Raw genomic sequence first — 13,847 nt, 5'->3', positions numbered from 1 at the left:
GTTTTTGCCGGGATTTGCAACAAAAAAGGGCTGATGAATGCATGATGTGCGATGTTTTTTGGAATTTTAAGCCGTTCGTTTTACATTTAGTGATGTCGAATCTTCGCCTAGCAGTCCTATTTTTTTCGGTAGCGTGCTTGCTGTCATGTGCTCGATCCGAAAAGGAAACGGTAACAGAAAGTAACTATTCCCTTGTATTGATTGACTCGGTCCAAATAGCCTACATGGGAAACTTGGACTTAAAGGATTACGACCCGGCAACCAATCAGTACCTGGCATATAACCACCAAAAAAGAGAAATCCTGATTTTTGACTCGGTAGGAGCTATCCAACAGGCTTTTACCCTGTTGAGTGAAGGGCCTGAGGCGATCCATGGCTATGGACTAAACCCCACGTTTTCCGAAAACGGCATCTGCATTTTTGGAGACAAAATCTATACGTTGAGCCGATCTGGAAATCTCTTGAACCGCACAGAGATTCCCTATCCCTATTTCTGGATCGTAGGAGGAGGAAGTATTGCCGGCTTTTCCTTTGGGGACAAACTACTCTATTATAAACCGGGATCGGCGGTAGAAGGACAAGACCGGCAGGCAGCCTATCAGCGCATGCTGGATGGTGGGGCTATGATGGAGGTTTTGGATACGTTGAGTGGGGACCATTATGGTACTATGCATTTCCCGGAGACCGATGCGTTTGAGCCAGGGCTTTTTTACGGCTACCCCACGCCCCTTATCCAAAATGGCGGCTCCAAGTGGTTCCTTTCGGTCACGAATGCGCTGGAGTTTCACGTGTATCATGAAAAGGAGCAACAGCTGATCTTTGGGAAAACCGTGAAAATTTCGGCTAAAAATGCGTTCCCGGACCAACCTGTTCCGCTGGAGCAGATGGATACTTTTTTTGAGAAAAACGGACTTGTGTATCGCATTCCACGGATTCACCGGTTTTTGCCACTAGAAGATCACTTTTTGGTCTTTTATAGTAAGGGTGTTTCTCCGGAAACAAAGTTGGCCTACAACGTATCAGACCCGACCCAGCGAATGGAGCTGGTTTACTCTTTTCCTATGGAAATGGCTGTTTTTGACTCAAATTTAAGTAAATTGACCATTGATCAATCCATTCCGAAAAGCATGAATCCCTATTCAGCCTTGGTGGACAGCAAAGGGCAAATTGTGGCGTTGAAGGACCAGGAAAGGGCAGGAGTAGAGGAAGATTTCCATACCCTGTATACCTATCGGTTGGTTGCTGGGCAACCGAAGTAATGCGGAACCAGTTGAACCATTTCAGCATGGTTCTGAAGTTTAAATGTACCGTTTTGCCCTCTAAGGTCACCTGGTTTAGATCCTCATTTATGCCTGACAATAGATCATTGCCAATCCCAAATTCCTTTGCAATTTTAGATAATGTTTTCCGCAAAGTCTTTCACTTTGAGGGATAGAAAATCATCCTATAACTCATTTATTTCGTATTATTGAGCTATAGAAACAATTTCAATAGCTCATGCAATGGATTTGGAAGAGAGCGGACTGGCCAAACTTCACATTTGACCCTGCGGCATTCGTTCAATTAGAACGCGAATTTCATCGAAATACGGGTTTGATTTTAGGTTCAGTTAGTTCTGTGTCGCCTGACGATGCGGATGAATTAAAGGTGAGTCTTTTGAGCAACGAAGCGCTGGATACATCTAAAATTGAAGGGGAGATATTGGACAGAGATTCTGTTCAATTATCCATCCGCGGTCAGCTGGGATTGCAGACTGATGGAAGAAGGCCTGGTCCCAAAGAAACGGGTGTTTCCCGAATGATGGTGGACCTTTATAAGAGTTATAATGAGCCCCTTGACCAGGAGCGCCTATTCTCTTGGCATCGAATGATGATGAACGGAAGGATTGATTTAGAAATTGTAGGAGGTTATCGAGTTCATGAAGATCCGATGCAGATTGTATCGGGGAGGTTAGATTCGCCCCAAGTTTTCTATGAGGCTCCGCCTTCTTATAGGGTGCCAAAAGAGATGGAAAATTATCTTCTTTGGTTCAATAGAGCTTTCAGCGAGGGAATGCCCACATTGGTTCATGCTGGCTTGGCGCACCTGTATTTTGAATTAATTCACCCCTTTGAAGACGGAAATGGTCGAATTGGACGAGCCATTGCAGAAAAAGCCCTGGCTATGGGTGCCAAGCATCCCTTGATTACTTCACTCTCCAGTACCGTAGAGCGAAATAAAAAAGCGTATTATCAGGCATTAGAGCGTGCCAATGGCTCTTTGGAGGTGACAGATTGGCTAGTGTATTTTTCTGAAGAGGTATTGAAAGCCCAAATCAATGTGCAGAAATTGATTCTATTTATTGTTGAAAAGGCTCGCTACTTTGAGGAATTCCGGAATAAGCTAAATGAGCGGCAGGCCAAAGTCGCGCTGCGATTGTTTCGGGAAGGACCGGAGGGTTTCAAAGGTGGTCTGAGTGCCGAGAATTACATTCGTATCTGCAAAACTTCTCCTGCTACCGCAACCAGAGATCTAGCGGAAATGGTAGCCCTTGGAGCTCTAAAAAAGACTGGTAAACTTAGGTATACTCGCTACTATCTCCCAATGGGGGATAGAAATCCAGATATAATCTGATGCTGTTTTTCTCTTACGGACTCTTTCTCGGGGTTACTTTTATCGGTTTGATGGTTCGATAGGCTATGGGGTTTGTGGGGATGAAATAGCTGCGAGTGAGGAAGAAGAGAGTGTGTGAATCAAAACAAGTGAACGGCAATGAGTAAGCACCTACTGGAGCGCAAGCGAACTGGTAAGTGAACGGTATATGCAAGGGCGACCGAAGGAAGTTCATTTTACCCTTGCAGATATGTTTTTGCGGAACAAAACGGAACGACTGACGGACACCGCTTTACCTGCGTTGGGGGGTATGTTGGGAAAAGCAAGTGTGGTACGGTATGGAATGTAGCGCAGCGGAATGGAATATCGGGCTACTCTTGCTTTGCGGTGCTGGAAGTGGGTAAATATTTCTACTTTACCAAGTTAAACAAACCATCGTTTTGGTAATACCGGTCGATGTTTCTTTTACGGTTTTATGTCTGGTTTTCATCTGTCTATAATTGTTTTTTAATGGTCAGAACTTGTCCCGGTTTATCGGGATGGAATCTCGCATGGCAGCCCCGGATAGCTATCGGGGCATCCCAGTGTGTGTCGCTTGCGTCATGCCCGATTTCATCTGGTTGAGCTTTTTATCAAAATCCTCTGGGCTGCCAAAGAGCAGGAGGACCATCAATATCCTCAGGTCCCTTACGCGCATGAGTGGGAAGTCATTGCTGTTTGCTATCCGCTCTTTCATCATGAAGAGCGCGGCCATGAAAACCATGGCGTGGTGGTGGTGCCATGCTATCCACTTCCTCGTCTGGTAATCAGAAAGGCCCAGCTCATTTTTGCTGTCGTCTAACGTCCTTTCCACTCAGTTCCTTTGTGCCTGAAAGTAAGCGTATTGCTTTGGCGTATATTCGTCCACCCCGCCGTTCCTGGACTTTTCCACGGCAAGGACTGAGGAGGCCTGGATCTGAACCTCCCTGATTACGGCATGGTGGCTCCAGGTGGGATTGGACAGGAAGTGCTGGTAACGCCTGTAATCGGACAAATCGATTGTCTCTTCCATTCTTTCCATATTGGCGGTGTTCTTCTCGCAGACCATCAGCCCTTTTATGTACTCCAGGGCCGTCGGGGTGTTGTCGAAACGGTGACAGGTAAAATGTGGGTTGAATGAGGCGGCGAAACCCTGTAGCCTAGCAGTTGATTCACAGAGGTTTACCCGAAAACCAAAAATTTTTTTATCCGATTGAAGAAGCATGGGCCTAATTCAATCGGTAATGGTTGAAGACGCTATATATGTTACCACAACATAGCTAATTTTGCCCTATTGGGCAAAATTTTTAACTCCGTAAAGTAGTATTAGCTAGAAACAGGCCACTGGATAGCCCAAATTCCGGAACCGGTAGTAATGCATGTGAGAATTTGAATAATCAATCTGCCAAAATCCCATCACCCCCTCAGCCCTTTACCAATGAGAACGAAAATCGCCTTGCTATTCTTTGGCTTATTTTTTTTCCGATTAGCCCTTTCTGCCGAATCCATCAACCTTTCCAAAGTAAATGTCATTCTGTCAAAGGATATCAAATCCCAGGTACGCGCCTCGGCTTTGGAGATATTGCGGGATGAAATCGGAAAACGAAGCAAAATTAGCGTAAGCGCAATTGAGAATTGGAACGCAGCCGGAAAATATACGATAGCGCTTGCCTTAACTTCTTCGGTCCAGTTGGAAGGGAAAAACCTCCCAAAACCCAAGGGAAGTAACTCGCCTGAATTTCAGCCGGAAGGTTTCAGGATTGTATGGGAGGACAATGTCCTTTGGATTATTGGGGCGGACTCCAGAGCGGTGCTCTTCGGGATCGGAGAGTTGCTCCGAACCTCCCTACTGGGCAAAGGGCAGTTTCTGATTGACGACAACCTTGATTTCGCCTCTGCGCCGAGATATTCCCTGCGGGGACATCAAATCGGCTACCGAAATACCGCCAATTCCTACGATGCCTGGTCGGTGGAACAATACGATCAGTATATCCGTGATCTGGTACTGTTTGGCACCAATGCCATCGAAAACATTCCGCCTGATGGCGTCCAGGACAACAGTCCTCATTTCAAAATCTCCCGGGAGGAGATGAACGTGAAGATGAGTGAGATCTGTGAGAAGTACGACATCGAATACTGGATATGGACTCCGGCCACCGTGGACTTGACTGATCCAGCGGTTCGGACCAAAGAATTGGACATCCATGAAGCCAATTACCGAAAAGTGCCAAGGCTGGACAATATCTTTTTCCCGGGCGGAGACCCTGGAAATAACCACCCCAAGGAAGTCATGCCATTTCTCCGGGATCTGCATGCGCGGTTGGTCAAATACCATCCCAACGCAGGCATCTGGATTTCCCTTCAGGGATTCAGTCAGGAGCAGGTGGATTATTTTTACCAGTATTTGGAGCGACACCAACCGACTTGGCTTCGTGGCGTGGTGTCGGGTCCCAGTAGTCCTCCGATTTCAGAGACCCGATTCAGGCTTCCCAAGCAGTATAAGCACAGGCACTATCCCGATATCACCCACAATGTGCGCTGTGACTACCCGGTGCCAAACTTTGACCAGGCTTTTGCCCTGACCATTGGCCGAGAGGGGATCAATCCCATGCCTGTGTTCTATGGACAGGTCCATAACAAATTTGCCCCTTTTACAGACGGTTTTGTCTCCTACTCGGATGGGGCTCACGATGATGTAAACAAGGTAGTTTGGAGCCAAAGAGGTTGGGATCCGGACAAAAACATCTTGGATATTCTCACAGCGTATTCCCGATTTTTCTTTGGTGCTAGCCTGGACAAAAAGGCCGCCGAGGGTATCCTTGGCTTGGAAAAAAACTGGGATGGTTCTATCATAGACAACGGGAGTATAGAACCAACCCTTGCGTATTGGAAAAATCTGGAATCGGGCCACCCCCAGCTTTCGGGAAACTGGAGGTGGCAGATGCTGGTGATGAGGGCCTACTACGATGCCTATGTGCGTCAGCGAAAGATCTACGAAACCGACCTGGAAAAACAAGCCAATGCGGTTCTCCTTCAATACCCAACACTTGGCGTAGAAGCTGCCATGGATCAGGCATTGGAACTGGTCAATCGGGCCGACTCCCAACCTATTGAGCGGGAATCCCGAAAGAAAATCGAGGATTACGCCTATGCCTTGTTTACGACTGTTGGCCTACAGACCAGTGTGGACAAATTCCAGGCGAGCAACTCCCAAAGGGGCTGTATCCTGGATTTTGTGGATTATCCGCTTAATAACCGGTGGTGGCTGGCAGACGAGTTTGAAGCCATCCGTAAGATGGAATCAGAACAGCAAAAGCAAGACCGGCTGCAGTTGATCGCCAACTGGGAAAACCCCGGCGAAGGTGGCTACTACGACGATGTCTCCAATATTTCCAAAAGCCCTCACGTCACCACAACGGTGTATGATGCGGTGGATTTTGGATGGTGGGACAGTGGATATAGCCGATGGAGACTTTCTTCCCAAGTCTATCAGGTCGAGCCTATCTTGAAATACGAAGATCTGGATCCCAATGCCCGCTACCTGATTCGGGTGACCGGTTTTGGGGAGGCCTTAATCCGGATTGACGGCAAGCGTTTGGAACCGTTGGTGTATGAAAAGGAATTGGGTGGATTCAAAGAATTCATTGTGCCCAGAGATGTGGTCGGTGACGGTAAGATCACCGTGAGTTTTGACCGTCCCGAAGAGTCTCATATGCGCTGGAGAAATTACTCCAGAGTATCCGATGTGTGGCTGATCAAACGGTAGTTCCGGATTTCAATACGAAACCCATCCTGGATGTTGATTCCAGAACCCTTACAAGTGCAAACAATCTCCAGTTCAACGTCATGAAGAAATTTGTTTACCTGCTTCCTTTTGTTGTCCTACAACTTTTCTCCTGCGAGCAAAAAGCAGGACAGGAAAAGGAATCCCTCTCGGTTTATCAGGATGTGGCCTACCTACAGGATTATGCGGTCAAATTCTATTCGGATGATGAGCAGCTTAGTTTCAAGAAAGTCTTTGCGGATAGAAATGAGGTCATCCAAATCCTGACTTCCAAAGGCTTGATGAATCCCGTCAACGGGCATTTTCAATACCCCGGCACCATTGGCCCTGACATCCAGTACCGGCCCATGCTTGACAAAAAGGTATCTGATTTCATCTTGTACCAAAATCAGTTTGTCTATCTGGACGATGAGGCAGTATTCAGCAATGCCTTGGCAGGAAAATTGTTTTCCCGGCATCAAACTTCGCAAGCTGATGTTTTGGCGGGAGGCAGGGACTTCGCGTTTCTGGTCGCCTCAGGAAGTTCCTATACCCTGATCCACGATTCAAAGGCGAAGTTCTCGGGACAGGTCGATTCTCCTGTTTTGGACAGCAAGTATGATTCGATCACCGGCCAGTTTTATATCCTGACTTCCACTGCCCTTTACCGGATTTCGGAAAGTGGGGGAGAGCAGAAGCAGGTTTATTCAGGTGTGGGGCTGACTGCCTTTGATTTGCTGGCTTCCGGGGAAATCGCTTTGGGCACTCAAGAAGGATATGTGGTGGTCGATGCTTTAGGCCAAGTGACCCGACCTCTCAACGCTAGGTTGCCTTGGACAGTGCTTACGGCCATACAAGAGATTGACGGAAAGCTGTGGTTTGGGTCAACCAAGGGAGCATTTATGCTCAGAGAGGATGGAAAGTTCAATTATTACCATGGGGAACGGTGGCTTCCGGGAGAGCAGGTAATTCATATCTCCAAGGGGCCTGAACAGTCGGTGCTGATTCTTACAGACCGCGGCTTGGGCCAGATCGTCTTTGAAGAAATGACGTTGGAGGATAAGGCCCTGGTTTTTGAAAAACAGGTCAGGAAGCGCCATATCCGCTACGGCATCAATGCGAACGTAAGCCGTCTGCATAACCATGATCTGGCAACCACACAAAACAGCATCGCCGACAGTGACAATCTCTGGACCGGGATGTACCTGGGAAGTCAGCTTTTCCGCTATTTGGTCACCCAATCCGAGGAAGCCAAGCAAAACTGCTACGAGGCTTTTGAGGCCATGGAGAGGTTACACCATATTACGCGAATTCCAGGCCTTTTTGGAAGGACTTTCGAGCGTAGCGGCTATTTTGAATTCCGAAAGGAATACCGGGATTATGTGGAAAATTATTGGTATGAGGGCTACAACAATAACGTAAGCTGGAACCACTCCGAAGACCCCGAGTGGGATTGGAGAGCTTCTGCCAGCAGCGATCAGGCGGTGGGGCAGATGTTTGCCTTGATCCTGATAGCGGAGTACATCGATGAGGAAGACTGGAGAAACCGGGCCATCAAACTGGTGGACGACCTGATGGGCTATATCGTAGCCAATAACTATACCTTGGTCGATGTAGATGGAAAACCCTCCCTCTGGGGCAGATGGAATCCCGAATTCATCAACCGGTTTGACACCATGATCGGGGACCGAAAAGTCTATTCTTCCAACCTGATCGCTTTTTTGCAGGCTGCCTACAAATTTACCGGAAAGGAAATTTACAAGAATAGTGCAGAGGACCTGATCGGAAATCACGGGTACCTGGAAAACCTGACCCGGCCTTTCAGTCAAATAGGACAGGCCCCCGCAGATGCCGATGAATGGAGCAAGATGCTTTCCGAGGAATGGAATCACAGCGACGACGAAATGTACTTTCTGGCTTATTGGGGACTGTATCCGTATGCGTTGCATGATTCTCTAAAGCCGATTTACAGGGAAGCGATCAAAGACCATTGGGAGTTTGAGCGTCCAGAAAAGAACGCGCTCTGGAATTTCTGCTATGCGATGACAGGAGCCAGCGAATTTGACTTGGAAGAGTCCATCTGGCACCTGAAGGAATTTCCCCTGGACATGATTGAATACAAAACCGAAAACAGCCATCGGATGGATATCGAAATGTTGATGGATCCTGGATTTTGGGGACAGCTGACAGCGGAGGTGCTTCCTCCAGATGAGCGTCCTGAACTAAAGCATAACAGAAACCTATTCAAATTGGATGCGGGCGACAGAAGATCTGAACTCAGTGCGGGAGATACCTATTTGCTTCCTTATTGGATGGGAAGGTATCTTGGAGTCATCAGCGCTCCGGTGCGGAAATAGAAAGTTGATTTATCCTGAATACTTCCCGGGTAGTCGGAAGTGCAAAAACGGAGGTAGTTCCCGATTCCTGCGGTACCAAACCCTATTGCACGGATAATCAAACAAGCACCAATGGTGCGACCGGCATTGGCATGGCATGTATGCGGATTAGATGAGTCAGCCGCAGGCTTGAGGATGGTTTCCTAAGTTGTATTCTATAATTTAAACTCTTTTGTGGGAAAACTCCGAAATCAGCTTAATCCTTGTGAAAGTATTCCCTTAATCCAAAATCTCCCTTTATTTTCAATCTGTGCTTTTTTATTTCTTTAGGGATTTCTGTCCAACCTGATTCAGGAACTCTTATTTCCAATGAATCGGGAACGGGATAATACAAAAGGATTGAAGAAACAGATTGTTTATCCTGGATGCTTTTATCACCAAAAGGCATGTGCAGAAACTGGCGCATTAAAAAAGCCCAAGCAATGCGCCTCGGCCTTTTAAGTAATAAAAAATTCATTCGAATTTAATGCTCTTTTGATTTATCTAATGTATTGTTAACCGCATTTATCCAATCATGCCACACCGCTTGATCTGCTGGTTTACCGTCTTCCAATAATGTCATTGATCCAAGAAAACCCGCTAAATCATCAGATTCGGTCAATTCATAAAGGTTCTCTAAATACTTTAACATGGCTTTATATGCCTCCAATATTGTTATTTTTTTTTCTTCCATATCATTCTTAATTAATTTCTTTTAGCACTCTGCGCAGACAAGCCAGTTTCTGGATTATATGTTCTAGGAGTATTGTTAACACCACCATTTATAATTTCACCGTTCCTAGATTGTGTCCAAACTTGAGTACCATCTTTCCGGGTAAATGCATGTTAGGTATTCCCATGATTATCAGTACCTTGTAAATTTCGCCTATTATTTCCCACAGTTTCAACCATTCTTCTATTTGCTGGACTATCGGCAACATGGCCAGGTGCATCTCTAAAAATATGCTTTACCCTTTTAGGACTGATGGAATTTCTAATTGAACGTGGTAATGATAAAACTGTTAGGGATAGACTCCCCACAACTAATTCCGGATCTGTCCATTGTCCTCCTACTTCCCACATAAGAAACCTACCCCAATCCTTCCAATCACCCGAAACCAGATAGTCAATCAAAGCATCTTTCGCCCTTTCAGAATGAAGCGTATTAAGAGTACCTTCACTGACAAGCATTTGAAACTCAGACCTCCAATAGTCGCTCCATCCAACTGAATTTGAAACCCCTGTCTCTGAAGCAAATTCAGCATTCCTTTTAAAATCATTGACCCTATTCCACGGAACCACGAAAACATCATCTCTACCATCATCCGTATTGATTATGGTTCTTCCACTCGGATCAATGTGTCGAGTAGCTAACCCCCTAAACTCATCTCCAGATTCTGGAGCAGCTCCTGTAGGGTCATTCCAAAAGATAGGGTTATTATATGCATAATGATATGGTGTCCAACTTAAAAACTGATCCGCTAAAGGGTCAACACTCAAATACCTACCAATTTGCTGATCATAAAGTCTATATTCTGTTTCGTAAACACCAATAGCGTCATTAAACTCGACCTCTTGATAGAGATACTTATTTGCCTTTATATTGCCATACTGAAACCCAATCCCCTTCTGTTCCAACCCCCACGGATTCCCGATACGCTGCGCTATCGGGACAGGCTATAGTGCGTCTCCTGCATAATAGGCGAGGTAGTGCTCAACACCATAAAGTAATCGAACCATACGTCCTCCGGGGTTTCGTTGACGACGAAGGTTTCAATATAACCGTCCTCCGAAATATACAGGTTTTCTTCCAAAACTTCATGTTGATTGGCTGCGTTTTTGGTTAAAACCTGCTTGCCGACTTCGTACCGATTACTGTCATTGTCATACAATGCGTAGATCAGATAGGCTTCAGGGGTTTCCTTGTGCTGCAAGTCACTGGCTATGATATTGGCTAGATTTAGAATGGCTATGGGGTTGCCGGAACCAGAGCGTTGGAGGCTTCCGGCCAGCTCGCTTAGGCCATCTACCATCCGGTCTTTTGCGGATTGGGTGAGGTAGGATCCAGCGTTAAGAATGGTTCGCTCAGCTGTATTACATTTTTAAAATTCTTCCTAGAAAAACTCAAAAACCAGCTTAATCCCTATGAAAATATTCCCTTAATCCAAAATCCTCGGTCCGTTTCAACCTGTATTTTTTTATTTCATCAGGAATTTTAACCCAACCTTCTTCTGGAATATCAATATTTAGCGATTCTGGAACTGGGTAATATAGAAGAATAGTGGATATGGATTGTTTATCCTTACCAAACTCCACTATAAATTGATGACCAATCTTTGCAGAATAAGATCCTTTCCAACTTGATCCTTCTATTTTCTGTCCCTTGAAATAAAAATCAAATTGTACCGAGGTGCCTGATTTCAGTCCTATGCTTGTACCGGTTATTTCTCCAACAGTATACAACTTCTCAAATGAATTGTAATAGATGTTCCAAATAATCACTCCAGAAATGCCAAGGACTAACCCCAAAATAAATTTTTGCTTTTCACTCATCTTTTATACCCTCTTTAATGCCTGTTCCTACGGTATTTCTTAAGTTGCCATTAAAGCTGTTAAAAAAGTCAACTACTGACTTTTCAACTCCTGCAGCACTCATTTTATCCACGTGCCATCTATTATAGCCACCAATCAGCAAATCCGTGCCAAATTGTGCAGCATTTTTTCTATTACCCAACCTCGTAAATCCATCCTCTTGAGTATATTCAAACATAGCCATTGCAACATATCCTGATTTCCCAAACAACCCTGCAAACCCAATATCCGCCAAATCCATTTGGGATAAATTCCCACTAAATAGAAGGCTATTACCTGTCTGCCATGTGGCTTCTATTGTCATATATATTCCTGTTTTGCTAGCCATTATTGGAATCAAAGTCTCAACCAACATCGGACTTGTAGTAGCAGCCATGCTTCTTGTAACACCATATTTCATCATTGCTCGGATACCGTCAAGAAATTCTGAGTTTTCTGCGGCCATTGCCTGATTATAATGTAGATTCCTACCTTGATGGAAATAAATCGACTTTAGTTTTTGAACATGATATCATACAATCCAAATAGTTCCATCCTCTTCCTGTGATATCGTTTAAGTTCTGATGGAACTTCCTTCCACCCGTCGAAAGGGATTTCAACCCTAACGGAATCTGGTATGGGATAATAAAATAAAGCCTTTGACAAATCCACTTTATCTTTAGCAAATTCAACAATATACCTTTCGCCTATTTTTATGTTATAATCACCTATTCCGGTTCCTCCTTCATACTTACGGCCATTATATGAATAGTTGAATTTAATCACCGTGCCTGATTTCAAACCGATTTGCTTTCTTTCAACTATACCTACCGTATACAATTTGTCATAAGAATCACAATACAAGTACCACAAAACCGCTCCAAAAAAACAAATTAAGATCACAGTCAAAAGCTCTTTCTTATCACTCATCTTTCACCCCTTCCTTAATTCCAGTTCCTACAGTATTTGTTAAATTACTATTAAATCGATTGAAAATGTTAACTACGGAAGCTTCAACTCCGGCAACTCCCATAGCATCGTTATGCCATTTATTAAATCCTCCAATAAGCATATCTGTGCCAAATTGTAAGGTACTCTTACCATTTCCTACAGTACTAAATTCACCGCTTAAATTGTAATCAACAAGAGCCATTCCAACAAATCCATATTTGCTAAAAGCCGAAAGTCCAATATCCGCCAAATCCATTTGCGAAAAATTCCCATTAAATAGTAAACTGTTTCCTGCCTGCCCTGTGGCCTCCATAGTCATATTAATTCTTGTCCGGCTTGCCAAAACGGGGCCTAGCGTCTCTATCAACATGGGACTGGCCGCCGCTGCCACCATGCTCCCGCTCCCTGTAATACCATAAGCCACCATCGCCCGTATTCCTCTCATATACTCAGAGTCTCTGTATTTTATTACCTCCCCGGAACTAAAATGGAGATTGCTTCCGCGGCTAAAAAGCTGGTGGGCCTGGGATAACCCCTCGTTCTGTGCGGTAAAGCTTATATTCCGATGGATGGGACTGCTGCTTCTACCTAGATCTCGCATCAAAGAACCATAATCCGGAGCCACCCTCGGTAGCTTTGTGGCATAAACCACTACTTCATTGAGGTCAACACAATCTTCGCATTCCCCAGACAGGCCTGTTTTGTCTTTGAATATCAAAGGATTGTTAAAGCCATAGACCATGCGACTCACAGAAGTAAACATGTCCGAAAGCTTGTCCATTCCTTGAAATCTATCGATAATCGGATCGTATTGTCTATTGGCAGTCCAATACAATCCCAGATTCAATTCATCAATCAGTAGGCTTCCACCATTATACAGATATTTATTCGTCCAACGCTGCAACCCGGCCCCTTGCGAAATTAGTCCTAAAGGACTAATTCTTAACGCTCGGTCCTCCCCATACTGAAACCCAATCCCCGTCAGTTCCAACCCCACGGGTCATAATGCGTCTCCTGCATAATGGGAGAGGTGGTGCTCATGACCATAAAGTCATCGAACCATACGTCCTCCGGGGTTTCGTTGACGACGAAGGTTTCCAGGTATCCGTCCTCACTAATATAGAGATTCTCTTCCAGAACTTCATGTTGATTGGCTGCGTTTTTCGTCAGCACTTGCTTGCCGACTTCATATCTATTGCTGTCCTGATCGTATAGTGCGTAAATCAGATACGCTTCAGGAGCTTCCTTGTTCTGTAAGTCACTGGCTAGGATATTGGCTAGGTTTAGGATGGCTATAGGGTTACCTGAACCGGAGCGTTGGAGGCTTCCCGCCAGTTCGCTTAAACCATCCACCATCCGGTCTTTTGCGGATTGGGTCATGTAACTGCCAGCATTGATTTTTGTTAGGTTGTCATCGGCGTACTTCCCGTGTACGCGGAGCGTGACACTGTCTCCCGCATAGACGGGCTGCGTCCTGCCGGGGCCCACCACGCGGCCCCGGTCGGCATTCAGCCAAGCGACTTGGTTGTCGACGGGACTCGAACCCGCGACCTTCCCGACGGGTCGGGACAGTCATT

General features: G+C 45.5%; 13 protein-coding genes and 1 pseudogene. 4 read left to right on the top strand and 10 right to left on the bottom strand.

Annotation, left to right across the window (positions count from 1 at the left end; translation table 11 throughout):
• The first annotated feature begins 197 nt into the window (after window positions 1–197).
• The gene (locus ADIS_RS01955) at window positions 198–1,259 is read left to right on the top strand and encodes a hypothetical protein (protein WP_155907040.1); all 1,062 of its coding nucleotides are present in this window, start codon (window positions 198–200) and stop codon (window positions 1,257–1,259) included.
• Window positions 1,260–1,497: 238 nt separating this feature from the next.
• Window positions 1,498–2,613 (top strand): Fic family protein, encoded by a 1,116-nt coding sequence (locus ADIS_RS01950; RefSeq protein WP_010852587.1) that lies wholly within the window; start codon window positions 1,498–1,500, stop codon window positions 2,611–2,613.
• Between the two features lie 547 nt (window positions 2,614–3,160).
• Here ADIS_RS01950 and ADIS_RS23740 read toward each other — a convergent pair.
• A pseudogene (locus ADIS_RS23740) lies at window positions 3,161–3,835 on the bottom strand (hypothetical protein).
• Window positions 3,836–4,048: 213 nt separating this feature from the next.
• Here ADIS_RS23740 and ADIS_RS01935 point away from each other — a divergent pair.
• Both ADIS_RS01935 and ADIS_RS01930 read left to right on the top strand, forming a co-directional pair.
• Entirely contained in the window at window positions 4,049–6,376 is a 2,328-nt protein-coding gene (locus ADIS_RS01935; RefSeq protein ID WP_035804340.1) for a hypothetical protein, read from the top strand.
• 80 nt (window positions 6,377–6,456) lie between these two features.
• Window positions 6,457–8,730, top strand: a complete 2,274-nt coding sequence (locus tag ADIS_RS01930) for a hypothetical protein (RefSeq protein WP_010852582.1) — start codon at window positions 6,457–6,459, stop codon at window positions 8,728–8,730.
• 235 nt (window positions 8,731–8,965) lie between these two features.
• Here ADIS_RS01930 and ADIS_RS01925 read toward each other — a convergent pair whose 3' ends face one another.
• From ADIS_RS01925 to ADIS_RS01885, 9 genes are all read right to left on the bottom strand, one after another.
• Window positions 8,966–9,226, bottom strand: a complete 261-nt coding sequence (locus ADIS_RS01925) for a hypothetical protein (RefSeq protein ID WP_035804338.1) — start codon at window positions 9,224–9,226, stop codon at window positions 8,966–8,968.
• 6 nt (window positions 9,227–9,232) lie between these two features.
• Entirely contained in the window at window positions 9,233–9,442 is a 210-nt protein-coding gene (locus ADIS_RS01920; protein ID WP_010852580.1) for a hypothetical protein, read from the bottom strand.
• 152 nt (window positions 9,443–9,594) lie between these two features.
• A complete protein-coding gene (locus tag ADIS_RS01915; RefSeq protein ID WP_010852579.1) occupies window positions 9,595–10,386 on the bottom strand; it encodes an RHS repeat-associated core domain-containing protein in 792 nt (263 codons plus the stop codon).
• A 26-nt stretch (window positions 10,387–10,412) separates the two neighbouring features.
• The gene (locus ADIS_RS01910; RefSeq protein ID WP_010852578.1) at window positions 10,413–10,781 is read right to left on the bottom strand and encodes a hypothetical protein; all 369 of its coding nucleotides are present in this window, start codon (window positions 10,779–10,781) and stop codon (window positions 10,413–10,415) included.
• A gap of 103 nt (window positions 10,782–10,884) precedes the next feature.
• Window positions 10,885–11,301, bottom strand: coding sequence for a hypothetical protein (locus tag ADIS_RS01905; protein ID WP_010852577.1), 417 nt, complete (start codon window positions 11,299–11,301; stop codon window positions 10,885–10,887).
• Window positions 11,294–11,785, bottom strand: coding sequence for a hypothetical protein (locus tag ADIS_RS01900; protein ID WP_155907026.1), 492 nt, complete (start codon window positions 11,783–11,785; stop codon window positions 11,294–11,296). Before ADIS_RS01900 ends, ADIS_RS01905 begins: the two co-directional genes overlap by 8 nt.
• 47 nt (window positions 11,786–11,832) lie before the next feature.
• Window positions 11,833–12,249, bottom strand: a complete 417-nt coding sequence (locus ADIS_RS01895) for a hypothetical protein (protein ID WP_035804336.1) — start codon at window positions 12,247–12,249, stop codon at window positions 11,833–11,835.
• Window positions 12,242–13,174: a hypothetical protein gene (locus ADIS_RS23310; RefSeq protein WP_238325358.1), complete on the bottom strand. Its 933-nt coding sequence runs from the start codon at window positions 13,172–13,174 to the stop codon at window positions 12,242–12,244. The genes ADIS_RS01895 and ADIS_RS23310 overlap by 8 nt, the downstream gene beginning before the upstream one ends.
• 77 nt (window positions 13,175–13,251) lie before the next feature.
• Complete coding sequence (locus ADIS_RS01885) at window positions 13,252–13,761, bottom strand: hypothetical protein (RefSeq protein WP_238325357.1); 510 nt, start codon at window positions 13,759–13,761, stop codon at window positions 13,252–13,254.
• Window positions 13,762–13,847 lie beyond the last annotated feature (86 nt).

Origin of the sequence: Lunatimonas lonarensis (genome assembly GCF_000390185.1) — a bacterium.
Taxonomy (GTDB): domain Bacteria; phylum Bacteroidota; class Bacteroidia; order Cytophagales; family Cyclobacteriaceae; genus Lunatimonas; species Lunatimonas lonarensis.
The sequence above is the reverse complement of the archived record's forward strand: the minus strand, read 5'-3'. Positions and strand labels throughout refer to the sequence as shown.

Excerpts from the sequence above, each read along its gene's own strand:
- ADIS_RS01900 (WP_155907026.1), bottom strand. The coding sequence starts at position 11,785 with ATGGCCGCAGAAAACTCAGAATTTCTTGACGGTATCCGAGCAATGATG.
- ADIS_RS01935 (WP_035804340.1), top strand. The coding sequence starts at position 4,049 with ATGAGAACGAAAATCGCCTTGCTATTCTTTGGCTTATTTTTTTTCCGA.
- ADIS_RS01925 (WP_035804338.1), bottom strand. The coding sequence starts at position 9,226 with ATGAATTTTTTATTACTTAAAAGGCCGAGGCGCATTGCTTGGGCTTTT.
- ADIS_RS01910 (WP_010852578.1), bottom strand. The coding sequence starts at position 10,781 with ATGGTAGATGGCCTAAGCGAGCTGGCCGGAAGCCTCCAACGCTCTGGT.
- ADIS_RS01930 (WP_010852582.1), top strand. The coding sequence starts at position 6,457 with ATGAAGAAATTTGTTTACCTGCTTCCTTTTGTTGTCCTACAACTTTTC.
- ADIS_RS01905 (WP_010852577.1), bottom strand. The coding sequence starts at position 11,301 with ATGAGTGAAAAGCAAAAATTTATTTTGGGGTTAGTCCTTGGCATTTCT.
- ADIS_RS01950 (WP_010852587.1), top strand. The coding sequence starts at position 1,498 with ATGCAATGGATTTGGAAGAGAGCGGACTGGCCAAACTTCACATTTGAC.
- ADIS_RS01895 (WP_035804336.1), bottom strand. The coding sequence starts at position 12,249 with ATGAGTGATAAGAAAGAGCTTTTGACTGTGATCTTAATTTGTTTTTTT.
- ADIS_RS01920 (WP_010852580.1), bottom strand. The coding sequence starts at position 9,442 with ATGGAAGAAAAAAAAATAACAATATTGGAGGCATATAAAGCCATGTTA.